Annotated in this window: 37 protein-coding genes; 6 read left to right on the top strand and 31 right to left on the bottom strand. The window is 58.8% G+C overall.

The features are described from left to right. Window positions 1–12: 12 nt before the first annotated feature. From FIV39_RS11145 to FIV39_RS11220, 16 genes are all read right to left on the bottom strand, one after another. Window positions 13–285 (bottom strand): DUF1799 domain-containing protein, encoded by a 273-nt coding sequence (locus FIV39_RS11145; RefSeq protein ID WP_261384713.1) that lies wholly within the window; start codon window positions 283–285, stop codon window positions 13–15. A gap of 47 nt (window positions 286–332) precedes the next feature. Then, window positions 333–713, bottom strand: a complete 381-nt coding sequence (locus tag FIV39_RS11150; protein ID WP_090403908.1) for a phage tail assembly chaperone — start codon at window positions 711–713, stop codon at window positions 333–335. A gap of 2 nt (window positions 714–715) precedes the next feature. Further along, window positions 716–1387 carry a phage tail protein gene (locus FIV39_RS11155; protein WP_090403906.1) on the bottom strand — a complete coding sequence of 224 codons (672 nt, stop codon included), beginning with the start codon at window positions 1385–1387 and terminating at the stop codon, window positions 716–718. A gap of 69 nt (window positions 1388–1456) precedes the next feature. Next, complete coding sequence (locus FIV39_RS11160) at window positions 1457–1876, bottom strand: phage tail terminator-like protein (protein WP_090403904.1); 420 nt, start codon at window positions 1874–1876, stop codon at window positions 1457–1459. Beyond that, window positions 1873–2529: a hypothetical protein gene (locus FIV39_RS11165; protein ID WP_090403902.1), complete on the bottom strand. Its 657-nt coding sequence runs from the start codon at window positions 2527–2529 to the stop codon at window positions 1873–1875. The genes FIV39_RS11160 and FIV39_RS11165 overlap by 4 nt, the downstream gene beginning before the upstream one ends. Continuing rightward, entirely contained in the window at window positions 2526–2897 is a 372-nt protein-coding gene (locus tag FIV39_RS11170; protein WP_090403899.1) for a hypothetical protein, read from the bottom strand. The genes FIV39_RS11165 and FIV39_RS11170 overlap by 4 nt, the downstream gene beginning before the upstream one ends. Before the next feature lie 17 nt (window positions 2898–2914). After that, a complete protein-coding gene (locus FIV39_RS11175) occupies window positions 2915–3418 on the bottom strand; it encodes a DnaT-like ssDNA-binding protein (RefSeq protein WP_090403898.1) in 504 nt (167 codons plus the stop codon). 58 nt (window positions 3419–3476) lie between these two features. Continuing rightward, window positions 3477–4067 (bottom strand): hypothetical protein, encoded by a 591-nt coding sequence (locus tag FIV39_RS11180; RefSeq protein ID WP_090403897.1) that lies wholly within the window; start codon window positions 4065–4067, stop codon window positions 3477–3479. Between the two features lie 46 nt (window positions 4068–4113). Then, on the bottom strand, window positions 4114–5076 hold the full coding sequence (locus FIV39_RS11185; RefSeq protein ID WP_090403895.1) for a major capsid protein: 963 nt from the start codon (window positions 5074–5076) through the stop codon (window positions 4114–4116). 12 nt (window positions 5077–5088) lie between these two features. Beyond that, window positions 5089–5817, bottom strand: a complete 729-nt coding sequence (locus tag FIV39_RS11190) for a hypothetical protein (RefSeq protein WP_090403893.1) — start codon at window positions 5815–5817, stop codon at window positions 5089–5091. Window positions 5818–5933: 116 nt separating this feature from the next. Next, window positions 5934–6362, bottom strand: coding sequence for a hypothetical protein (locus tag FIV39_RS11195; RefSeq protein WP_090403891.1), 429 nt, complete (start codon window positions 6360–6362; stop codon window positions 5934–5936). Between the two features lie 36 nt (window positions 6363–6398). Further along, on the bottom strand, window positions 6399–7484 hold the full coding sequence (locus tag FIV39_RS11200; protein WP_090403889.1) for a minor capsid protein: 1086 nt from the start codon (window positions 7482–7484) through the stop codon (window positions 6399–6401). Further along, window positions 7459–8877 (bottom strand): DUF4055 domain-containing protein, encoded by a 1419-nt coding sequence (locus FIV39_RS11205; protein WP_090403887.1) that lies wholly within the window; start codon window positions 8875–8877, stop codon window positions 7459–7461. The genes FIV39_RS11200 and FIV39_RS11205 overlap by 26 nt, the downstream gene beginning before the upstream one ends. Beyond that, the gene (locus FIV39_RS11210; RefSeq protein WP_090403885.1) at window positions 8874–10175 is read right to left on the bottom strand and encodes a terminase large subunit domain-containing protein; all 1302 of its coding nucleotides are present in this window, start codon (window positions 10173–10175) and stop codon (window positions 8874–8876) included. Before FIV39_RS11210 ends, FIV39_RS11205 begins: the two co-directional genes overlap by 4 nt. Then, window positions 10162–10623, bottom strand: coding sequence for a DUF2280 domain-containing protein (locus tag FIV39_RS11215; protein WP_090403883.1), 462 nt, complete (start codon window positions 10621–10623; stop codon window positions 10162–10164). Before FIV39_RS11215 ends, FIV39_RS11210 begins: the two co-directional genes overlap by 14 nt. Window positions 10624–10654: 31 nt before the next feature. Next, entirely contained in the window at window positions 10655–11278 is a 624-nt protein-coding gene (locus FIV39_RS11220; protein WP_090403881.1) for a putative metallopeptidase, read from the bottom strand. A gap of 74 nt (window positions 11279–11352) precedes the next feature. On the opposite strand from FIV39_RS11220, the gene FIV39_RS11225 reads away from it, so the two are divergent. Continuing rightward, a complete protein-coding gene (locus tag FIV39_RS11225; protein ID WP_090403879.1) occupies window positions 11353–11556 on the top strand; it encodes a hypothetical protein in 204 nt (67 codons plus the stop codon). 33 nt (window positions 11557–11589) lie between these two features. Here the strand turns inward: FIV39_RS11225 and FIV39_RS11230 are convergent, their stop codons facing one another. The 14 genes from FIV39_RS11230 to FIV39_RS11295 form a co-directional block, all read right to left on the bottom strand. Then, complete coding sequence (locus FIV39_RS11230) at window positions 11590–11844, bottom strand: hypothetical protein (RefSeq protein WP_090403877.1); 255 nt, start codon at window positions 11842–11844, stop codon at window positions 11590–11592. Beyond that, entirely contained in the window at window positions 11841–12032 is a 192-nt protein-coding gene (locus FIV39_RS11235) for a hypothetical protein (protein ID WP_090403875.1), read from the bottom strand. Before FIV39_RS11235 ends, FIV39_RS11230 begins: the two co-directional genes overlap by 4 nt. Next, window positions 12029–12238, bottom strand: a complete 210-nt coding sequence (locus FIV39_RS11240; protein ID WP_090403873.1) for a hypothetical protein — start codon at window positions 12236–12238, stop codon at window positions 12029–12031. Before FIV39_RS11240 ends, FIV39_RS11235 begins: the two co-directional genes overlap by 4 nt. A gap of 49 nt (window positions 12239–12287) precedes the next feature. Continuing rightward, on the bottom strand, window positions 12288–12626 hold the full coding sequence (locus FIV39_RS11245) for a hypothetical protein (RefSeq protein WP_090403871.1): 339 nt from the start codon (window positions 12624–12626) through the stop codon (window positions 12288–12290). After that, on the bottom strand, window positions 12626–12997 hold the full coding sequence (locus FIV39_RS11250) for a chemotaxis protein (protein WP_078826972.1): 372 nt from the start codon (window positions 12995–12997) through the stop codon (window positions 12626–12628). The genes FIV39_RS11245 and FIV39_RS11250 overlap by 1 nt, the downstream gene beginning before the upstream one ends. Window positions 12998–13391: 394 nt before the next feature. Next, window positions 13392–13679, bottom strand: a complete 288-nt coding sequence (locus FIV39_RS11255) for a hypothetical protein (RefSeq protein WP_143513869.1) — start codon at window positions 13677–13679, stop codon at window positions 13392–13394. Window positions 13680–13817: 138 nt separating this feature from the next. Beyond that, window positions 13818–14363: a hypothetical protein gene (locus tag FIV39_RS11260; protein ID WP_090403867.1), complete on the bottom strand. Its 546-nt coding sequence runs from the start codon at window positions 14361–14363 to the stop codon at window positions 13818–13820. Beyond that, window positions 14360–14959 (bottom strand): recombination protein NinG, encoded by a 600-nt coding sequence (locus tag FIV39_RS11265; RefSeq protein ID WP_090403865.1) that lies wholly within the window; start codon window positions 14957–14959, stop codon window positions 14360–14362. Before FIV39_RS11265 ends, FIV39_RS11260 begins: the two co-directional genes overlap by 4 nt. Continuing rightward, on the bottom strand, window positions 14956–15426 hold the full coding sequence (locus tag FIV39_RS11270; RefSeq protein ID WP_090403863.1) for a hypothetical protein: 471 nt from the start codon (window positions 15424–15426) through the stop codon (window positions 14956–14958). The genes FIV39_RS11265 and FIV39_RS11270 overlap by 4 nt, the downstream gene beginning before the upstream one ends. Then, entirely contained in the window at window positions 15423–16220 is a 798-nt protein-coding gene (locus FIV39_RS11275) for a hypothetical protein (protein WP_090403861.1), read from the bottom strand. Before FIV39_RS11275 ends, FIV39_RS11270 begins: the two co-directional genes overlap by 4 nt. Then, entirely contained in the window at window positions 16207–17121 is a 915-nt protein-coding gene (locus FIV39_RS11280) for a helix-turn-helix domain-containing protein (RefSeq protein ID WP_090403859.1), read from the bottom strand. The genes FIV39_RS11275 and FIV39_RS11280 overlap by 14 nt, the downstream gene beginning before the upstream one ends. Before the next feature lies 1 nt (window position 17122). Then, the gene (locus FIV39_RS11285) at window positions 17123–17983 is read right to left on the bottom strand and encodes a BRO-N domain-containing protein (protein ID WP_167361112.1); all 861 of its coding nucleotides are present in this window, start codon (window positions 17981–17983) and stop codon (window positions 17123–17125) included. Between the two features lie 69 nt (window positions 17984–18052). Then, on the bottom strand, window positions 18053–18478 hold the full coding sequence (locus FIV39_RS11290; protein WP_090403857.1) for a phage regulatory CII family protein: 426 nt from the start codon (window positions 18476–18478) through the stop codon (window positions 18053–18055). Window positions 18479–18558: 80 nt separating this feature from the next. Next, window positions 18559–18771 carry a transcriptional regulator gene (locus FIV39_RS11295; protein ID WP_017528163.1) on the bottom strand — a complete coding sequence of 71 codons (213 nt, stop codon included), beginning with the start codon at window positions 18769–18771 and terminating at the stop codon, window positions 18559–18561. Window positions 18772–18853: 82 nt separating this feature from the next. Here FIV39_RS11295 and FIV39_RS11300 point away from each other — a divergent pair, with 82 nt between their 5' ends. The 5 genes from FIV39_RS11300 to FIV39_RS11320 all read left to right on the top strand — a co-directional run bounded on the left by FIV39_RS11300 (window position 18854) and on the right by FIV39_RS11320 (window position 20879). After that, the gene (locus FIV39_RS11300; RefSeq protein WP_090403855.1) at window positions 18854–19525 is read left to right on the top strand and encodes a LexA family protein; all 672 of its coding nucleotides are present in this window, start codon (window positions 18854–18856) and stop codon (window positions 19523–19525) included. Between the two features lie 14 nt (window positions 19526–19539). Beyond that, window positions 19540–19773 carry a BAR domain-containing protein gene (locus FIV39_RS11305; RefSeq protein WP_090403852.1) on the top strand — a complete coding sequence of 78 codons (234 nt, stop codon included), beginning with the start codon at window positions 19540–19542 and terminating at the stop codon, window positions 19771–19773. Next, window positions 19770–19988, top strand: a complete 219-nt coding sequence (locus FIV39_RS11310; protein WP_090403850.1) for a hypothetical protein — start codon at window positions 19770–19772, stop codon at window positions 19986–19988. Before FIV39_RS11305 ends, FIV39_RS11310 begins: the two co-directional genes overlap by 4 nt. A 173-nt stretch (window positions 19989–20161) precedes the next feature. Continuing rightward, window positions 20162–20488 carry a hypothetical protein gene (locus tag FIV39_RS11315; protein WP_090403847.1) on the top strand — a complete coding sequence of 109 codons (327 nt, stop codon included), beginning with the start codon at window positions 20162–20164 and terminating at the stop codon, window positions 20486–20488. Next, window positions 20481–20879, top strand: a complete 399-nt coding sequence (locus FIV39_RS11320) for a hypothetical protein (RefSeq protein ID WP_143513868.1) — start codon at window positions 20481–20483, stop codon at window positions 20877–20879. The genes FIV39_RS11315 and FIV39_RS11320 overlap by 8 nt, the downstream gene beginning before the upstream one ends. A gap of 108 nt (window positions 20880–20987) precedes the next feature. On the opposite strand, the gene FIV39_RS11325 is transcribed toward FIV39_RS11320, so the two are convergent. Further along, window positions 20988–21638, bottom strand: a complete 651-nt coding sequence (locus tag FIV39_RS11325) for an alpha/beta fold hydrolase (protein WP_090403843.1) — start codon at window positions 21636–21638, stop codon at window positions 20988–20990. Between the last annotated feature and the right edge of the window lie 133 nt (window positions 21639–21771).

The following is a 21771-nucleotide window of genomic DNA, read 5'->3' on the forward strand; positions in this document are numbered from 1 at the left end:
AAGTGCCCGTGGTTACGGGCTGTTTTCCCTTTCCTCCGCCATGACGCGCAGGGCTTCGCCTTCCAGCACCTGAAGATCAGGGAAGATTTCAGCGAGTTTCTTTTTCTTGATGCCGAGGAACCCGGCCACGTCGCGGATGCTGCTGTAATCGAGACCGATCGCGCCGCCCGTACCTGCACGCCACTGGGTGGACATCCGATTGAACAAGAGGAAGACCGGCCAAAGGCACGGCCAAACCTCGAACTCTTCTGCCATGTCCTCTGCATCCCAGCCGAAAGCCGCAATCTGCTCGGCATCCGGCGGGGGCTCATACAGAGCGCGGGCGGCGCGGATCAGTTTCCCGATCGAGCCTTGGCGTAAGCATCCTGGTAGGCGTCTACGACAGCTTCGGTTGTTCCATGACAGGACGTCACCAGCGCCTTGATGCCTTCGTCGTCAAATTTGTCATCGAACTCCCAGCCGACCACCAGATCCTTGATCTGCTGAATCTGATTTTCGGTATCCACGGCAATGATTTCCGACACCGTGGGCTTTTCGCCGAAGCGATCCAGACCGTCTTTGCGCCGCTGGTTCCACTCGTCGAATAACGCCGCAAGCTCGATCCGGTTTCGGTATTTGAAGGTGAACCCGACCTTCACCGGATCCTGGCCAACTACCGGGACCATCACGGCCCCCAGGAACGTCGGTGATTGGGCAATCTTGAACTTCGCCATGATTAAGCCCCGCCGCCAGCGACAACAGGAGCGCGATACGCGGTGATCTCGGCGTTGATAGTGAAGCCGAACGCGACCGCAGCGCCTTCGTTACGTACCAGGGTCGGGCTTTTGTTGAAGGAAGCGTAACCGGCATAATAGATCGTCTTGCCGTTGGGCAGCGACATACGCAGGATGCGTACTTCCTTCTCGCGGTCTGCCTTATCCAGCTCGTCGTACCAGGCCAAGCTGTCATCGTCAGCGAGCTGGAATGCAAAGGCCTGGGCGTTTTTCGTGGTGGGGATCTGTTTGTCGCGGCGAGCCTCAAGCGGCGCATACGTCCAGTATTGCTGCTCACCGCCGGACATGGAGTTGCCGATCACCTGGTTTACCGCCACCCAGCCGGTGACTTTCTTGGCGGTGCCGGCGCTGATGCCGTCAGGGAAAAACGAGGTATTCGAGGTGTCGATACCTTCCAGGGTGAATGCGCCGGCTGCGGCAGCGGCGACACGCACGGCGCGCTCGTTGATGTCCTCCCAGCCGGAGGTGATCAGCAGGATGTCACCATTGGCGAAGCCGTTGGCGAGTGCGGTAGCTACGCCAGGGTTTGCGTTCGTGATGCTCGCAATCACCTTCGCAGCGGCAAAGCCGGTGGAGAGCGCCAGTGTTGCACCGTTGGGGAAATAAACAGACATGGGTTTTCCTCTTTGCAGAAATGACAAAACCCGCACAGAGGCGGGTTCAGGATTTGCCCAACGGGCGGGTTATGGCGTGGTGTCGGACCGGTAGGTAAACGAGAGCGGCACCGTATAGGTTGAGTCACCAGTAATGCCCGGCCCGACATCTACAGGCGTCATGGGCGTCACTACGAAACCGTTTTTCACGTCGCGCACGTACAGTGGGAATAGCGCGATGATCTCGGCGGCAATTGGGTTGGTTTTGGCCTTGCCGGTGCCAGCCGGGGCGATGATGCTGACCTGAAACACGCCGGTGTACAGCCGGTGATCGCCGCCGAGCGTGTTGCTCGCAGTGTCGCCCGGAATAGTGAAAGCTCGAAGGTATGTCTCGCCCTCCGCCGGCGCGTAGGCCGTGTTCTCGAAAACGACCTTGAGCTTGTCCGACCTGGCAGCGTTCCAGGCGATGAGCTTGGCCTCGTAGATCGAAGCGATGATTGCGTGACTCATACCTGGTTGTTCCTGATGGCCTCCAGCACTATCTGCTGAAAGCGAGCCACGGTTACCCGAACCATGCCGCCGGGAGCCTGGGTGGAATGGCCGAACTCCAACGGAATCGCGTATGGCAAGTTGTTGACGATGTAGGCCATCTGGCCGGCGGTGAAGTCGCTCATTGCGGCCACCATCGCGGCAGTGGTTTCGGCGCCGCTCGGGTCAACCTCGTCGAAGGTGACGCTCTCGACAACGCCCAGCGAGATATGCCAGTTCGCCCGGAACCGGCCGCCGACGTAGTCCCTGCCAGCCACCAAACCGTTCACGTTGAAGTTCTGGTCGCGCTCGGTCTTTGTCAGGGGCTTGGCGTACTTCACACCCTTTCGCAGCTTGCCGGCTTTGGTGAAGTTCGATTCGTTGAGGTTGATGATCGTATTGCGGACCGAGACCTTGAAGTCATAGTCGTCGGCCGCACGGGTGTTCGCCTCACGGTGAGCGACGTTTGCGGCCCAGATCTCCGGGTTGCCCACAGGCGACATCCGGATCAGGCTGCTGCCGACCTCGATGATGATCTCACGAACACTGGCGTCAATGGCTTCACCCGTCTGAGCAGCGAACTCGGCCAGGCTGAGAGCGAAGCTTCCGGACTGTCCGGCGCCTGCCCGGCTCACGACCGCACCTGCAACTCATACAGGATCGGCGTACCGGCAGGGTTTACCTCTTTCAGCGGCGGGACGATGTCCCAAGTGCGGCCCTGGACGACCACCTTGTCCAGCAAGCCCGGCACCCAAGCCAAACCCTGCGCGGCGATCTTGAGCTTCTTGTCGCCCTGCCGGATGAGGCTGTTGTTCTGGAATTCCTGACCGGTGAAGTCGAGCAGGATGCCTTGGGCGGTCTGCTCAAAGGTGGCGCCCGTTGACTCGCCACCTGTTTCAGGATCGTACTCGCCCGGCTGCGTCTTGCTGATGGTCACGGGCTGGCCGAACTCTGTGATCATCTCCAGAGCCATCACGGCCATTTCGTCGTAGAAGGTGGCCATGGTGGTCTCCGTTGCTGCTATGCGCGCACTGCGAACAGCCCACGCTTTTGAAGGTAGTCGGCAAACTGCGTAGCGCTCGGCCGGTCCGGTGCCGCCGGCAACAGTCGACCGCTGGTGTTGGAAATCGTGGCGTACTCGCGTGTTACCGCGCCTTCGACACGCTCCAGCGTTACAGCACCTTTGCGCTTTTCGATTGGGTCGATGTCGTCCTGATGAATCTCGGCGGCCAGGGCCATCTGCCCGTACTGGATCCGCGCCGGCAGGTAGTTGTCTGGCTTGATCTGGCAGTCCAGCTCAACACCCCGACGCGGCCAGGACAGGGCTTGCTCGCTGCTCATCTTGCGGCCTTTCCAGGTTTTGCCATCCATCGCCAAGGCGGCCCGGCGGAGCAGCGCTTCCTGCGCTGGAATGCCTTCAGGAATAACCGTGCCGAATTTCACGGCATACATGGCCAGATCCTCGGCACTCGCGTAGCTTTCGGCGTCAGGCTTGCCGGTGCCGTCCTCGATGATGAGTGTCATGCGTCAACTCGCTGGAATGGTTTGAGATCGGCCACCGGGTCACCGGCAGCCAGCATTATCACGCCTTGGGCAGATCAGCGACGAGCTTTTCCAAGGATTCTTTCGAAGCGTTGGCCCGGTATGGCACATTCGCTTCGTCGAGCTTGGCTTTCAGCGCCGCGATTTCTCCAGTCTCATCAACCGGCGGCGAAATGGCGGCCTTCTTCAGCGCTTCAACCTCGTTGCGCAGTGTATCTACAGTCACGGGCAGGCCGTCACGCTCAGTAGTCAGCTCTCCAACCGAGGTGTGGATGGTGCCCAGTACGCCAAACAATCGCAGCGCAATTTCGCCAACTTCGGGTCGCTGAATTTCGCCAGCCTCCATGCCATCAGCCAGGAGAATGACCGCGCCAATTTCAGTCCGCAGCCTGGCAATTTCCTCTGCCAGCTCATCGGGCAGTGCCGCTGGCACGCTGACTGCTGAAGGTTCCGGGACCTCAGCAACCGAAACGGCAATGCCTGCGGCCTCATAGGCGGCGACGATGTCTGGATGGTCGCCAACGACCACCACTGCCGTCGCGCCGCGTTCAATGCCGCGAAATAGACTGGCAGTCCGGTAACGCTTCTCCGGCTCAAAGCCCTCAAGCTGGTTCGTGTAAATCAGTTCCATGGGAATCTCCGTAGCGGCCGTTGCCGACCGCTTCCTGGGGTGAATATCAGCCGCCAGCTGGTGGCGTAGTGGTGAGAGTGATCATCACGCCCGCGGTGACCTTGTTGCTGTCGGCGTGCTTGACCCAGTTGGCCGCAGAACCGACAGCCGCCAGGGTTGGGTTCGCGCCGCCGGCGGTTTCCTTCCAGCTGTAACCCAGGACGTCAATGTTGACGGTGCCCTCGGCGCGGTAGCCGATGCCCAGGTTTTCCTCGTCGTCCACGTTGTACGAGCGAAAGCCGGGGGCCTGGGATTCGGTGATCACTACGGCATTCGGCAGCAGACCGAAGATCACGTCCGATGGCGCGGTGTCGGTCACCAGTACGGGCTTGCCCAGGGTGCCAGGCAGGCCGCCATAGATAACGACGCCAGCCTCTTCGTAGATTTTGTTGGTGATGGCCTCGTCGACGATGTCGAAGTACGCACTGGAGTGCATAACCCACAACGCAATGCGGCCGAACTTGTCGCCGAATTTGCGCATGCCGCGGGTCAGCGTCTTCTTGCCGTCGGTTTCGATGTTCGCCGAGACAACCATGCCGGCGTTGGAGCCAATGGCTGCGCGCAGCGCGGCGGTGGCGTACTGGATGAAGCCTTCCAAGGTCGCGTCGGCAACGTCGGCACCGATGATCTGGGAGAACTCATCAACCGGGCGGCCGCGACGCTTGAACGCCTCTTCGGTGGTCTGGTACGGGCCGTATTTCCACGGTGCTTTGACACCGACGGCCTCACCGGCGCCGATCTTTTTGGCGGTCACCTTTCCGGTGGAGTTGACGTCGCGGTGTTCCAGCGAGCCGCCAATCTTGTAGAAAGCGCGCTTGCGGAAGTCGCCTTCGATCAGCTCGTTGTCGAGGACGATCGCGCCATTGGAAGATGCGTTGAACACATCCAGGTTGTCCTGGACGCGCTCCAGGTATGCGGTTTGCGCCTCATCGTTGTAGATGATCAGGTCGCTGTTGACGGTTGTCGCCATGGGTATTTCCCCTTACTTGGGCAATTGCAGGAATGCGGTTTGGCCGTGCTTGCGCTGGTAGTCGCGCTTCTGCTCGGAGGTCATTTCGGAGCGCTTGAATGCAGCCTGGCCGCCACCCCCGCCCGGGGCTTGTGTCCCTGAAGCCCTTGGCCACAGGTGAGGTGCGCTTTCGCGCAGAGATTCCGCCCATTCGAGCGGGGTTAGAGGGGTCTTGCCGTCTTTGCCGAGGATGGTCTGGCCGGACTCATCCACAGCGACCGCATCGCCGTCTTCGTTCAGGGTGAACACGCCTTTGGCGCGCAGGATGATGTCGTCCGTGGCTTCAGGAATCGCGCCAGCCTTCAATGCAGCGCTGCGCACCGCGTCACCCAGGACTTTGCCCTGGAACTTGGCTGCGAAGGACTCAGCCTTCTCTGCGCGCGCGCTGACGGTCTTCAACTGCTTGTCGTATTCGCCACGCAAGCGTTCGGTGCGTTTGTTGAACACTTCATCCACCTTGCCCTCTGTCAGCAGCTTGGTTTCCTCGTCCTGGCCGGCACGGCTGAGCAGCCCTTTCACGGCGTCGATATCGATGCCTTCGAACTGGGTCTCGAATTGGGTCAGCTTGCCGGTGGTTTCCTTCAGCTTGCCCAGCAGCTCATTGTTTTTGGACTTCAACCCAGTCACGGAGGCTTCAACGGCAGTCGCGATAGCGGCCTTGATTGCCGGGTTTTCCAGGTCGATCTCGTTTTCTTCTGCCACGTTGATGCACCCCTTGGGTTTGGTCGGCCCGCTTTGCAGGCATAAAAAAACCCCGGCAATTAACCGAGGTCTTGTTTGTTAGCCCTCCAATTACGGAGCGCAGCTATCAATGATTATTAGAATTTTTCCAGCCGGCTGAGAATGGCTTCAAAGACCGATTCGGCGACTGCCTGATAGCGATCATCGCTATCCAGGACAATTTCAAAATTTATTCCAGGTATCGATAAATTGATGTGGTTCGATTTTTTACCGATCACTGCGGGGATGGCGATGTCGGACTTCGGTAGTCCACCGTCGCCGCCAAGGCTCACAACAAGTTCGAAGTGGACCGACTCTCCATGTTCAAGCACTGCAAGAGTCGAGAAAACGTTTGATCCATTCTCTGAGACTATTCGCACTATATCGGTGTCGACAACAATGAGCCCGAGGTGCTTCCGAACGGCATCACGAATTTTCGTGAGCGCATCTCTCGCCTCTTGCCTATAAACAATCAACGCCTGAGTGTTCACCGCGTATGCATCTGAAAGCTGCTTATATCTCGACATTTTACGCTACCTTGAAATCCATTTAAGGTACGAAATCTAAATGTTTGCTCTTTCAAATGCCAGCGGCTCTAGCCCTTTCATTTGCACCAGAGTCAGCGGCGCGAAGTTCCGATCAAGCTGCAGTTCGGAGAAGCGCTCGACGGTCAACCCGCCCTCCCGGAACAGCTTGGCCCGGATCGGGCCGATAGCCACGTTCTGGAACGATGCCGGCTGCTGCTGGAGCCAGTGGTAGTAATCCAGGCTCGCACTGACCTGCTGGCCGCCATCGGCACCCACTGAAGCGCGGGTAGCACCTTTGGCGAACATCTCACTGAGCTTGGTCAGCAGAATGAAGGTGGTTCGGCAGTTAGGGTGAAACGGTGGCCGAGGCCCCGAATCAACCGGAAACCGTCGTTTGTCCATCGACCGACATTGCTGACTGGTCTTACTGTCCAGCGTGGCCACCATCTGGATCTCTTCCACGATATCCGTGTTGGCCTTGGCCACCTCCATCCGCGCCTGGGACGACACATGCTGAATGGCGGTGTGAACGACCGTGCTGGCATTGCGGTTGGTGGTGGCCAGGATGCCGTCTTTGTATCCTGCCGCCTTGGTGCCGCGAATGTTGCGGATGATCTGGAAGTTCGTCTGCCCTTCGAAGAAGCCCTGCCGGATGGTGCCGGTAACCCGTTCACGCTCTGCACCGGTCCAACCCTTGATGAAGGCCTTCAGCAGCTTCCCGCCGCCTGTGCCGCGCACACTGAGCGGATTCGTCAGTACTGCCGAACGGATCGCAGCAGCCGTTGGTGCTACCACATCGAGCGACACGCCAACCGGCGCCGACCGGGCAAGGCTGGTCGCTTCGAACTCTGCCTCATAGTTGGCGATATCCACCAAGTCGAGGTTCAGTTGCGCGCTGTAGCGGTCGAATATGCCCAGCAGCAGGCTATCCACCTCCTTCAGCAGCGCCTCAAGGCGTTTGACGTTGTACTCGGTCAGGTCCGACTGGGTCAGCCGGTCGCGGATCGAGCGATCGATCTCCTTGAGGAAGGGGGCGAACTTGCCCACCTCCCCCGCCTTCAGCTTTTCGAGGAAGACCGCGTGCCGGATGGTGGCGTCATGGATTGCTTGGTTTGCCGCCATTTGGTGTGTCCTCGTTGTCCAGGCCCAGGCCGTCGCCCTGCTCCTGCAATTCGCCGTCGATCTGCAGGTCAGTGCGCTCTGGCGCGATCAGGCCCAGCTTCCGCAGGTAGGCCCGAAGGTCAGCCTTCGCGAATCCGCCGTTCTGCCACAAGCCGACCAGGGCCGTGATCATCTGCGGATCAGCCGTCAGCTCGACGAACTCCTGATTCACCTGGTAGGCAACCTTCTTGTCAGCGATGCCCATGTAAGCGCAACACCACATGATTGCTCGGGTGTAAGCCTCGCTGACGTTTGCCACGCAGCCGGCCAGCACCGAAGTGGAAGCAGACTGATCGCCGCGGGACTCCGTAGCGGTCTTGGTGGCAAGTGACGCCACCACCATCCGCGCGCCCAGCTCGATCATCATCTGGTTCTTGTCGGCCATGGCCTCTTTGACCAGTGTGTTGGGCAATGGCTGCGCGTAGCCGAACTGGCCACCGACCGGCAGCATCATTGGCGCCCTGGAGCCGACATAGACGCCGTTCTTCTCCATCCAGTCGCGCCACTGCTCATCCAGGCCACTGATCCACGGCTGGGCCTGTCCACACCAGAAAACGCTGTCCTCATAGTCGGCGCTGTTCCGGTAATGGCCTAGGTTGATCATGGCGATGTCGTACAGCGGTGATTCGTCGATGCTGGGGTCGTTGTTCTGCGCGCCGACGAAAGTGAACGGGATCTCTTTGAAGCGACCGGTGACACCTTCAGGCCTGAATTCTTCGGTGACCGCCAGCGGCCCGCCACCTTTCGGCCCAGACCTGCGCCAGACCCGACAGACAAAGCCGTCGTCCTCCAGCGCCAGTTCGCGGTACTGCTCAGCTGTCTTGTAGCCAAACCCGTCCGGTATCTCAGGCGACTCGCGCAGCACCACCAGCGTCAGCACGCTGTGTCCATTCACCATACCAGTGCGCCAGTTGATGATGTCTTCTGCGCAGTAGGAAAGGATCACCGAGTGACCGCCGATTCCGTCGTCTTGGTGATAGTCGACGTACAACCCGTGGCGCCCAGCCTCAAGCACCTTCTCCAGCGTCCCCTGGGAGTGCTGGTAAATGCTGACACCGGAGCCGTTTGCATTGTCCTGCAGGTATTCCAGCTTCTTTGGGACCGTCAGCGTCGGATCCTTGTGGAAGGCCAGGCCCAGCAGCCCGTTGCGGGTATGCCCAGTGGCGTTCTTGAACACCGCTCGCTCGCGGTAAGCCCGGTTCCTGTCCTCGTTCTCAGGCGACTTGTCGTGTGCGTTGATGTACGGGAGCCGATCGACAACCCGGTGCTGGCCGGCACAGACGTCGCGAACGGTGGCCCAGCGGTCCAGCACTGCTGTGTATTCCGCCCGCTTGAAGGAGACGTCGTTGCTCATCGGGCGTATCCCATTTTGATAGCGGTGACCGGTTTGATGATCGGGTACTCGCGGTGGATGAAGTAGCCGCCGGCGTCGTTCGCGTGATCGATGCCGGCGGTTTTGTCTGGCTCCCCGTTCGCGCCCCACACCTGCTGCTCCAGGCCATCGGCGTAGGTCGGACAGGTGAGCGGGTTGACCAGGTAGCGGCGCTCGCCCTGCGCATTGCAGAAGACCGCGTTCATTGCGTTGATTCGGTCCTTCACCGGCGGGTTTGCCGCTGGAGCGATGACCGCGAACCCGGCCTGCTTGAGCATGGCCAGGTCGGTGATGCTGGCGTTCACAGACTTGCGCGAATCGCCCGAGGCGTCCGGGTAGATCCTGATTTCACATGTCTTCTTGAAGTCATTCCCATCGTGCTGCCAGTAGCGTTCCTTGATGCGGCGGATCATGTCGGGCGTGTCGTAGCCGTCGATCAGCTCATCCACTGCCCTGGGCAAGCCTTGATCGCGCTTGACGTGGGTGATCGCCGCCATCTTGCCGACGTTGAAGTCCATCCCGATGAACAGCGGCTCGCCGGGCTGTACGGTGTCGAAGCACCCGTTGAGCTTGCGGTCGTACGCCGTGTAAATCGTTCCCGACGTCAGGTTGACGAACTGGCCCCTGAGGTACGCCATGATCAGCTGTGGCGGATACGACTCCATCAGGGATGCGATGTAGTCATCCGGCAGGTTCAGCTCGTTGTCGAAGGTGCTGGCCTGCACTAGGCCGTACATGTCCTTGAGCGAAGGCTTGTCCCGCAACTGCTTCACGAACTGCATGAAGACGAACTTGAAACCTTCCGGCGTCGTGGTGACGTCCACCCCGTTCTTCAGCCCGGGCAAGTTGTAACGCATCCGGGCAATGATCTTGCGCCAGGCCTGCTGCGCCTTGATGGCGGTCAGCACGTCCAGCTCATCCACCAGGGCATGGCCAATCTTGAAACCGACGATGGTCTGCGGCTTCTCCATCGACCGGCAAATCACAGTGCCGCGGTACTGCCTGCCGCTGTAGATGTGAACTTCGTGGTTCGCCTGGTTGATCTTGGTCTTTAACCCCCAGTCGTAGGCCACCTCATCCATGGTCGGATAGAAGATGTCCCGGATCTGCGGATAGGTCGGCGCGAAGTACCCAGCGTTGACGCCGGGCCACTCCATGAAGTGCTTGCTCAGTGCCGAGCACCCTACCCAGGTCTTGCCTGAGCCGAACCCGGCAACGAACGCGCGAAATTTGTGGGGCAGCGTGAGAAACTGAGCCTGGGGAACGTTAAGGCTCGGCATTCGGCTTCCTCGCATCCACCACGTCGACCTGAATGCGGGTCGGGATCGTTGGCTCGTCGCCAACCTCTTCCTTGCGGGCACGGTTGACGTAGATGTCGCCGGTTTCCTTCGCGGCCTGCTCGAGGATCTGCATAGCCAGGCCGATGTTCTTCATCGACTCAGCCCTCTCCACGAAGCGGTTCATGGCACGGAGGCGGAAGGCACGGTTAGCAATCGGGATGTCTGCCGTCTCTTCGCGGAATCGCTTCCTGGTGTCTTCGAACATCGTCACCCAGCGCTTTGCCAGGCCTTTACCCGATGTCTTCGTTGGGTCGTGTGTCTCCACCTGCTGGCGGGTCACCACAACCCCGTATTCTTTCTGGACAGCTTCAACGACCTGTGAAGGCGTGTCGAAGCACGCCAGGGCCTGAACGATAAAGGCCTTCACGTCGTTTTGAAGGGCTGCCATAGATTCTCATCCGTCCAGAGCCTGTCCAGAATCAGGCCGACTTGAGCAGACAGGTTCCGCAGGCCCTCGCAATGTTCAATTTCCCCACCTCAGCAGGACTGTTTGCAGCATCCACCAACGCTTGAACGTCAGGGCTCGCACCATAGCGGCGGACCACACCGACGAACTCTTCGACGTCGTGACCCTGCAGCTTGATCTTTGGTGCACCGTCTTGGGTGAATGCTGGTTGACCGTACTTGTCGGTCACGTGAGCCAGGTGATACAGCTCGTGTTCGAGGAGCGCGCAGAACTCAAGGTCGCTGCACTGGGCGCAGTAGTCAGCAGCCAGGGTGATGATGAATGCCGGCACATCGCCGAACCAATCACGCATCTGCTGCTCCATCCGGGCTTTCTGCCAGCCGCCGGCGCGGAACGCTACCTGCTCGGCCTGGCCCAAGACTGTGCGCCCCTGCTTGGCGAAGCTCGACGACGCCCACATGACCCGGATGTCTGCATCCAGCAGGTGAGCATGGTCTTCGTTGTGAATGCTTCCGGTGTCGGCAAGGATCTCGGCCTCGAGCCACTCCCACACCTCAGGAGCTGGGGTAAGGCGGATGCCGAAGTCGGATAGATCGGACAGCTCAAGCAGTGAAGATGGAGGGTGTGGCCTATCCATGGATCAACTCGACTTGAATTAATGGCACTCTGCCCCTACTTAACGTGTTCAACCAACAAAGCAAGGGAAGCAACATGTCCGATGTAAAACTCAATGCGCTGAGCGCCACCCATTACTACAACGGCGACGACCGTGCAAAGCGCATCATCGCAGTCTCTGCTGCCCTGGAACTTATCGCTTCACGAGCGTCCAGCGCGGATTCGGTTCACCTGGAACAGGAGTTCGACAACCTGAATAAATATGCCGATCAGATCCAGGCCGCGATTCAACAGCGTTAACCGCGCCTTGTGCCGCACTCACCTGCGGCACACCTACCCTTCCGCGTTATCCAGCAACACATCAATCAGCTTCTGCTCACCAAGGCGCATCGCACCGAGGCACTGAAGGTCGTCGCACTTGGGGCCGAGGCCGAACACGGTCACCTCTCCCTTCGCGCCGATCAGGGTCAAGGCGCCTACCGCGCACTCGGGATGCTCACCGGCATCAAGGTCATCGGCAATCTTGCGCAGGGTCTTGGCGGCGTCGCGCCAGTCCTCCCGCTTGAACTCCAAAACCTTGACGGTCATTCGGTCACCATCTGATGGGTTTGTGCGTGGGCATGGCCATGGAGCAAGCCAACGATCAGGCCCTGGGGCAATCCGGCAGACTTCGCAGCGTCCACGGCATCAGCAATGGCCTTGTCGAGAGCGTTTACCGCCGTATTGACGTCCGGGCTCATCGGCAGCACATGCCGCAGGCGAGTTACGTTGCTCACAGTGCAACCTCGTACTGAAATGCCCGATCAGCAGGCGTGGCAGTCACAAACCGGCACCGGTGGGCATCGAACTCTTCCTTGGTGGCGATCGTGCGCTCGTAGCGGGAATTGGTCTTCCCGGTGAACCGCTCACGATGAACGACCACACCCTTACGCAGGAACTCGACCTCAGCCGACCCCAGAAGCTTGGTTACGATTACTTTCATGTGACCTATCTCGCGCCACGATTTGGCGCATTCGAAAACGTGGCGCGGATTACGGCGCCTGCCGCTCTACCGCTTCGTTGACCTTCTCGGCTGCCTTGCTCGCGGTGTCAGCTGCCTGGACTGCCGTGTTCGACGCTTCTTGCACCTTCACGGCGGCGTCCTGGGTCTTCTCGGCGAGGTTGGTAAGTCGCAGGTCACGATTGCCCAGCGCGGCGTCATACGCGGCGCGCACCTCGGCAAGCTGCTTGGTCTGCTCGCTACTGGCGGACCACACACCAGCCTGGTAGCCAAGGATCAACCCGCCAGCAACCAACAGCAGCGCGATTACCCACACTTCGAATCGTCTCCACCAGTGGCGGGCGATGAAGTTGATTGCGCATCTCTCCATCACGCGATACCTCCAAGCTTGGTGCGCAGGCGGTGAATCTCTTCGCTCTGCTCTGTGACGCGCTCGGTAAGCTGGCCTACCTGACTGGTCAGCGCTTCAATCTTCCCTTCCATTCGCCCAACGGCGGCCGCCAGGTCATTCCGCTCTTTCGCGAACTGATCAGCGCGGGCCTCGGCTTCTTTGCGGGCGGCGCGCTCCTGGTTCAGCAGTTCGTTCAGGCGCTTCAGTGTGCCGATATCGGCGCTGTCCATCGCGCGGTCTGTCGCATCCTTGGAAAGGAACCGGCGCAGCCAAAGCAAGCCGCCCAGCACAACGGTGGCACTACCGCCCAGCCAGGTAGCTGTGCCTGGGCCGAGGTCAGTAGGATCCATCGTCACTCCATGAATAAAAAAGGCCTGCGTTGGCCTGGGCATAGCCCAAAACAGAAAGACCTCGATCAATGTCGAGGCCCTGAATAGGTGTGCGCGTCTTTCCGCGCTGCCAGCCAAAGACAATCCCAGCGTCGACGCCCCAATGCATCGATCTCGCCGCTCTTGTCTCGCGCCACCCTGGAAGCACAGTGAGGTCAGGATGCACGGGCTGCCGGTGTTGTTTCCGTACGTCGCACTACCGGCTATCGACGTCCAGGCCTTCCCGAGGGCTGTCCTGGCTACAGGTGAAACTGGGTACATCTGGGAAAGCATCCACTTGGGTAGCGGCTTTCCTCGGAGGTACAAAAAAGCCCGGAGCGTATGTCCGGGCTTTTTCTGTTGCTTCCAGGCGTATTCAGCAGGGGGTCAGGCCGACGCCATCAGGGGCATGCTTGGCCGAGGCCATCACGAAGTGGTTGCTGGATACGCGCAGATTGGAGGCCAAACTTTCATCAGTGGTCTTGCTACCCGTTCGCCACATGGCGAGGGTCAGTTCCAGCCGCTTCACACCGACGCTTGGCAGATCGGCCAGCATCACGGCGGAGCGGTAGGCATAAGCCACCGGCTCGGCGAATGCCGACATGGAGATACAGGTCAGGCAGGCGGCGAGCGCCAGGCCCAGGTAAGCGGACATTCGCTTCATCATTCGGCATTCCTTTCGGTGGGTTTCTTTGGGCAATAAAAAACCCGGCACGGTGGCCGGGTTTGTTTGTCTCTTGCATCACCTACATGCGCAAGTACGACAGGATGGGTTGATAATGGCTCATTGGATCATTCATCGTCAAGCGACTTCTGATGTCACAAGACCTTCCTGCTCAAGGATGTGCTGAGCCTCGACCAAAGCCATGTCTACGCTGCTCTCCAGCGCCTTGCGAATGTCACGCCTCCAGCGCTCCTGAGTCTTGATCGGGTGCGGTTCGTTGGACCAATTATCCATCTCGTACCAGCCAGCGGGCAGAACGTTGGTGGAGCGCTTGCCGTCAACACCAGGAAGCCGAGGCAACGCCCAAGTCACCACAGCGCAGTGCAGGAATCGTTCCGGCGCCGGCGAGCGCATCACCCGGGTCAACTCAGCAATTGCAGCGTGCTTGCGCTCTGTATGCGTGGAGAACTTCGCCACCAAGGCGCGCCAGTGCTCTGCTGACAGCGCCTTATGCAGACGCCCGAACACCCAGCAGTCCTGGAGAAACGCCGCCTCCTTACCGACAATCTCCCCCTTCTGCTTGGCGCACTGCACCTTAGGCTCGAAGTCGCAGCCGCCGGCGGAACTGATGGTCTCGGCCGCAAGGGCGCGAACTACTGCTGAAACAACATTGCGATAGGTCATGCGGCTTCCCCTTTTTTCAACTCTCTGGTCATTGCGCGGTATTTGGCTTTGATCGCCTTGATCTCTTCCACGGTGTACTTGCACGGCGCGTGCAGGCCTTCCAGCCAAGCCACCTTCTCGGCGCCGATGCGCAACACCAGGCGAATGCGGTACTCCACGGCATTGCCGGAAAGGTTGCGGTTGCACTTCACGCACTGCCGGTGGATATTCAGTGGCTCGAAGCGCAGCTCCGGGCATGCGCCGACGGATCGGTAGTGGCCAGCGTCCCACCGGCTGCCAGTCATGAGGTCGTTATCGTTCGGCGTGGAGTCGCAGCTGATGCAGGGCAGGTGCGCGTCACGCAGGCGCACGTACTCGTTCACGGCGGCCTGGGCCTCGCGCAGATGATCCGCCCTGCTCTTCAGCTTCTCCTTGCGGACTTTGATATCGCGGCGATCACGCTGGGCAATTGCCTTGCGGGCCCTATCCTGGTTCTTCGGTGCATCGAGGATTGCGCATGCAGGACTGCACACAGCCTGACCCAGGCGTAATGGGATGAATGACACCCCGCACGCCGTAACACGGCATTTCTTCGGTTTTGGTTGCTTGGCGATCATGCAGCCTCCTTGCTGAGTAGATCAGTGAAAACCACACCTTGGCCCGTGAAGTAGGCTGCAATGCGGTCGGTGTAAGCGATGCCCTGGGCGCGGTTGAACAGGCTGGTCACCGGGAAGCCATCAGGGCCAAACAAATGGCACTCGCCCATCATGGCCAGCTTCGTTTCGTATGGCAGATGACGCATGACCCGGTACCACTCGACCTGGAACCCAGCGTCCTCGTTCAGCAGGATCTGGACGCCGAAGTGAAGCTTGCAGTACCGGCGAGCGTCCGCTGCGTCACCGATCTGGGTCATCTCGGCGATGCGCTTGTACATCGCGAACCACAACCGGTTCTGGTCCAGCGTGCGGTCCTTGCCCGGGCGCAGGGAGACCACCACAAACTTCTTGTCCCGGTACATGGCGGTCAAGCATGTGATCGCCTCGGTGAGCTTGGCCTGACAGTTGACGCTGATCTTGTCGGTCATTGCGCCACCCTCTTCTCTTCCAGTTCCTGCGCCTGCTTGATCAGCAGGGCCCGGCGATCAGCCAACTCATTGGCCGCTGCAATCCGGATCTCGTCCTTTCGCTCTTCGCTGGCCTTCCGCATTTCCAGCATCGAGCTCTTCACGATCTCCAGTTTTTGGCGAAGCACCGGCTCTGCCCGGGTGACGGCACCGGTGAGCAGACCTGCAATGGCACGACCATCCTCGGTGATCGGCTCAACGCTAAGGTCTGCCAGGTACTTCTGGGCGTGTTCGTGGGGAATGCGCTTCAGCTCCATCGCCTTGGTCACAGCTTGGATTCGACGGCTGGCGTCGAAACCCACGGATACGTGCCAGTTGACCGGCTTCGCATCCTCGCGGGCCTGGCTCACGAAACGCTGGTAGGCGTCGATGAACGCCATGCGCGCGCCGATTTTGTCGCCGCCATCCAAGATGGGTTTCGCCGCGGCCAGGGCCAGCTGGATCTCGTCGGTCAGCACCACGGTTTCAAATTCATCGTTCGTGGTCATGGCGATAGCCCAGGCCTCGTCCTTGCCAGGCCGGCCGTCGCAGGACTGGACGCGCTGCAGAATGTCAGCCATCGCCAGCTTGCCCTTAACCTCAAAGCGGCAGGCCTTGAGCGCAGCTTTGACGACAGGGACCGGGTAGGCGCAAAGGTCTTCGGCCATCATCGCGGCGGTACCGGGGTTCATTTCCTGACCCATAGCCTCGGCCGTTGCGCAGATGGCGGCGGCTAGCCCGGCAACCTGCTGGTCATTCATTTCAGAGGTACTCATTGCGGTCACCTGCTTGGCGTTTTGCCAGAACCATCTGGGCGGCCTGCTCGGCAGCGGAGAGGTTTGCCTCAGTCCGTTCCATCTGGCGGGCGGTTGTGCCGTTGACCCGCTGCCCGGTCACCCACTGCGTGTGGTAGCTCTCGGCGTTGGCCAGCAGTTCGTTGAGGCTGTGGCACTTGCGCAAGACGGTCGCATCGCTGGTTTTCAGGAAGTGGGCGGCGACGTGGTGAGCGACGTCGGCGCCCAGGCGGTCGACGAGCAAAGCCATCTGCTTGCCAGCCTTGGCGTTCCACACCGGCCAGGCGCTGTAGCGTTTGCGGTATGCCATGGCGTAGTTCGCCCAGACCTTGAAGGTTTTGCAGGTCTGGTCTTTGGGACCTGGCATGTCGGCGGGGATCTCAACTCGTGGTTGCTGCGGAACGAATTGCACGACCTGCCCCGTCACGACCTTGGCGGTAGCCTGGGGCGTAATTGGTTCAATGACCGGTTCCATGACTGGTTCAAGAGAGTTACTGATTCTGGGTGCAGCTGCTGCACTACCCCCTGGTGCAGGAGATTCACTAGGGGGTGAATCTGCTGCACTACCCTGGTGAATCTGCTGCACTACCCCTGGTGCAGGAGGTGCACCACCCCCATCGAGAGTGAGGAAGTAAACGTTCGACGAGTTTCCCTTCGGGCCACCCCTACGGATTTCCTTACGTAGCAATCCCGCATCACACAGGGCTGTGATGTGGTTCATGACAGAGCGCTTGCTGATCTCGCACTGATCGGCGATGTGCTGATAGGACGGCCAGCACTCGCCTATGTCACTAGCGTTGTCGGCCAGTTTTATCAGCACCAGCTTGCGCAACGGATTTCCGACGCGAAGTTTCATCGCGGCGACCATAAGGCCCATGCTCATATCAAGCCTTCCCGACCTTTGCGGCCAATTCAAGAAAGCGATCCACGTACCAATGAGGCTGCGTCTCGCGGGGGCATTGAGGGCTGGTTAGGTTCTTGCCGTAGGCCATGCCCTTCTCGGTCACAGACCAGAAGTCCACCATTTCCTGCTTGGAGTTTTTGCGCTGGAGGACCTTGAGGAAGCCGTGAGCCTCAAGAGCAAGGTTGAAGGCACGGGCGGTGCTGGCGATGGCGTGATCTTTGATCAGGGCGGTAATGGCCTTCGTTGGCATCGAAGAGCCGCCAGCAGCGTCAGGGGCGGCATCAACGGCATAGCCTGGGAGGAATTTGGCATCCAAGCCGTTGTTGGTGGCGATCTGCGCGAGCATCATCATCTTGCTGGAGGGCGCCGGCTTCAGCAGGCGATCGAAGCATTCCAGAATGGCGAGTTCGCCAATGACCTTGGAGTTGTTCGTCTCCTGGACGGTGTAAGAGCCGGTCTTTCGAATGGTCGGCAGCACCTGGCCCACAACCCATTCCTCAAACTGCTCGGCAGCCGGTAGCTTGGATTTCATCACCAGACGGTAGAGATCGCGCTCAGGGATGATTTGCACAGCACGGACCTGACCTCCCATTTCGGTATGGCAGGTATTGACCGCTTTGCAGTGAGCATTGATCGCCTTCGACGTGTTGGAGTAGCCCAGGGCTTCGGCGATGTCCTTGGCGATGAACCATGGCTCCCCGTGACCGTCGTCAACTACGCGTACGGGGAAGCCGTGAAAGTCGAAAGGTGTCACTGGTTTAATCCGCGCCACGTTTTCAGATTGCGAAAAACGTGGCGCTGTAATGTTGGGGCTATTGATCGATTCGGTGTGTTGGTGCATGATTCGCTCCAGTTGTTTACCGCTGTAGAAAAAGCCACCCTCGTCCGGTGGCTTTTTTGTGTCTGTAATTCAGGCCGCCTTCACGGACTGCTTGAACACTTCCAGGCTGACGATCACTTCCTCAGCCTCCTTGAGCAGTTCGGATTTCTCGCGAGAGCAAACGCGACCATCGGCCTGGGCGTCGAACGCAAGGCGGGTCACATCAGCCAAGTCGGCGTGCAGGCGCAGCAGCGCGGAGTTGAGGTTGATGCCCTCGGGCTTTTCCTTCGGCACCAGGTCGAAACCAAACGCCTCGGCCCACGCCTTCAGTGGCCGGAAGTCCTGAGTGAACTTCATAATCCTGTGCAGCTCCTGGACGTTCAGCTTGTGGCTGTCGTAGTCCGGGTTCGCTTTCTGGGAAAGCAAAGTCTTCGAAGAGAAGCTGGCGCCCTCTGCAATCCGCCCTGCTCCGTGGTCGTCCACCACGTCATAGATCGCCTTCATCAATTCCTGCATGTAACACCTCGAAATTCTTTACGTGGCGCCCTGCAGGTGCAGAGGCGATCATTTGCTCAATGGAACGGCGGACAGGGATGTCATGCGGCGGATCGGGATCCCTTCTGGGGCATGCACAGCTCACGCGCAGTGATCTTTCCACCGGTCAACTCTTCAGCCTTGAAAGCTTTTTCTGCACGCATCGGGTGAATCCCGGCGACCCAGTACGAAACTGCTGCTTGGGATACGTCGAGCGCTGAAGCGGTTTTGGTTTGCCCGCCGAAGAAGTCGACGAGCCTTTCGATAGGGGTCATATGAGAGCCCTCCTGATAAGCCTGCTTATATCCTAAGTAGAAGCAGGCTTATTTGCAAGCCAATAAGGGAACTTATAAATTCATGTGCATGAGCACACTTGCAGAACGACTAAAAGAAGCGCGGAAACACGCGAAGCTGACCCAGGCAAAACTGGCGACGGTTTCCGGTGTTGAGCAGCCCCTGATCTCCCAGCTGGAGACAGGCAAGAACCTTCAAAGCGCACACCTTCCAAAATTCGCCCACATATGCGGCGTGAGTGCTATTTGGCTGTCGGACGATATTGGGCCCATGGTCATTGACTCAAAAAAGGAAGAGTCGAACGTATCGCTGGCTGCCCAGAATCCTCAGAGCTTCCGCTACCCGGTTATTAGCTGGGTGTCTGCGGGCGCCTGGTCTGAGGCGGTGGAGCCCTACCCGGCTGGTATTTCCGACCGTTACGAGTTTTCCGAATACAACTCGAAGGGCCCCGCGTTCTGGCTAGAGGTCAAAGGCGACTCCATGACCTCCCCGGTCGGCACGAGCATCGCCCAGGGATCGCTGATCCTGGTAGACACCGAAGTTGAGGCGACGCCGGGCAAGCTTGTCGTGGCCAAGCTGCCAGACAGCAATGAAGCGACCTTTAAGAAGCTGGTCAGTGATGGGGGCCGGCTTTACTTGAAGCCATTGAATCCAGGCTATCCGACTGAAGTATTTGATGAGAACTGCCGGATCGTCGGCGTGGTCGTCCAGGCCACCCAGAAATTTCACTACTGAGTGCGGAGGCCGTGATGGCCCTGACCAAACCCAATCAGCAACTGCGTCGCGACCTGAAAGCGATAGCTTTCAACCTTGAGCAATCCTGTGTCGACCTGGGAAAGCTTGCGGAAAAGCTCAGCGATGCCGATGCCATAGCCCTGATGGGGTTGGTGGGCACGCTTTATGAGGAAGCCGACAGGCTGGTGGGTTATGCGGATGAGGTGAAAGCGGGTCAGATAAGCCGGGCTGCGGAACAGCGTAAATGACTGCATGGCAAGAGCAGAGCTTCTGGAGCAAGTTTTGGGTCTGGGCTTGGCTGGCGTTCATGGCCGTCTTTACCAGCTACACCGGCGCGTTCTGGCTGGGTGATGGCTCATCTAATCGCAAGCGCGTCTTCAGCCCTGGCTTCGTTGTGCTCTGCACCATCGTGGCGGTGGCTGAGCTGATAGCGCTGAATCACTTCTATGGTACGGGCGGATGAGGTAAAGCAGAGGTAGATAAATCGAAGCAAGCCCGATTAGGCGCGCGGTTTGGCGCGGCGCTGTTCTTTGACTTTGGTTGCTGATTGAGCAATGCCTTTTGTAACTGAGTTACGACGAATCCTGGCCTTGGCGCGGCAATGGCTGTGATCAACAAATAAGTGCTGAAGGGGCAATGGAATTGATTGAAGAAATACAGCAGGACATGGACGTAAACATAACACTGGGTCAATTCATACAGTTCTTAACGATTGTCGAGCGTAGCTCGCGGTGCCCTGTTTGCCCACATGACGGTGTATGGAATTTCTATATAGACAAGTCCGTCAGTGCTGGAATGGATTCCCCTATGGCTATCACTCGCATGGTCAGCACCTATGCTGTCTCGCCCCAAGATAATTACCCAGTCTTCACTATGGAATGCCCTAAGTGCGGCAACATGATTTATACCAATGCAAACGTGGTTGCGAGAAAAATCAAAGCACAGGAGGCGGCTGATGAGTAACGTTGTCTCTGGAAGGTGGGGTGACAAGACTGGGGGCGGAGGCCATACTGGTGGCGGAAATCCACCTGGAGGAGACCCAATGGAATCCCGCGTAATGACGCTTGAAAAAGCATCCCAAGATATTCGGGACAAGCTCATGCGCGTTGAGTTTCGCCTCGATACTATTGAATCTAACATGGCTACCAAGGCAGACCTTGCGTTACTGGCATCCAAGGATGACCTTACAAGCTATGTAAGGGCTAGCGGTAAGGATGTTCAGGACCTGGCTGTCAGCTTCCAAAAATCAATCACCGATGTCCAAAAGACGATCAATGAACAAACTTGGAAGTTTATAGGCCTTGCCGGAGTACTAGCGGGGCTAGCCTTCACCGCTGCCAAGTTCATTCACTAAAATATCCCCGCTACTCCATAGCCCGGCCCAGCGCCGGGCTTCTTGTATCTGCCCTTCCGACGATATCTCTTTCGGATCAACCCCGATCAATCGATGAAAAGGTGCGTGCTACTCGTCCGCGGCCGTATTCTTTGCCCCCGAAGAAACCCCGCATACTAGGTGCTTATCGATTAAGACGGACACCTCAGATGAGTGCGTGGAACCCAGGTCATGGCCACCGTCAGGGAACACGTGCAATTCTGCGTGCGGAATGAGCTGCGCAAGGCGACGACCGACAAGGACCGGACTTACCGGATCGGATCCCCCCCAGAGAAGCAATACCGGCATACGCAACTCCCGAAGCCGGTGCGCGAGGTTGGTTCGATCATCAATAAACCATCTAGGCAACTTGGGATTCTCCGCAGTGAAGTCTGCTCGCCAATCTTCTGCACCCAGGTCAGACATATCAATACCGCCAGAGGTGACTGTTAGCACAAGGTGGGTGATCAGATCGGGGCGTTCTAACGCAACACGAACAGCGACGATACCGCCCATAGACTGCGCCACTAATGCGCTTGGCCGGTCTATGTCAGCAATTACTCGGGCTACCAGGTCGTCCATGCTGTTTACTGCTGGTGAAGACGGTGTACCACCAAAACCCGGCCATCCGACATGAGTCTTCTGCGCAGTGGTCGCCAGAAGATCGCCGACTGGCCACCAAAACTGGCTGTTACCAGAGGCTCCTGGCAAAAATAAAAGCTTTTCAGGAGGGTTGACCATGGGCTCATTCCTTGAGGTAGATTGAAGCTTAGCTGTTAGAGAAATCGAAAAAGTGCTGCCATTATACCGAGCAATGAAATCGCTATCTCAATCGGAGACGCTCTGGTGACGCACCCTACTCTGCTATTGTGGC

This window comes from Pseudomonas grimontii (assembly GCF_007858185.1).
GTDB classification, from domain to species: Bacteria; Pseudomonadota; Gammaproteobacteria; order Pseudomonadales; family Pseudomonadaceae; genus Aquipseudomonas; species Aquipseudomonas grimontii.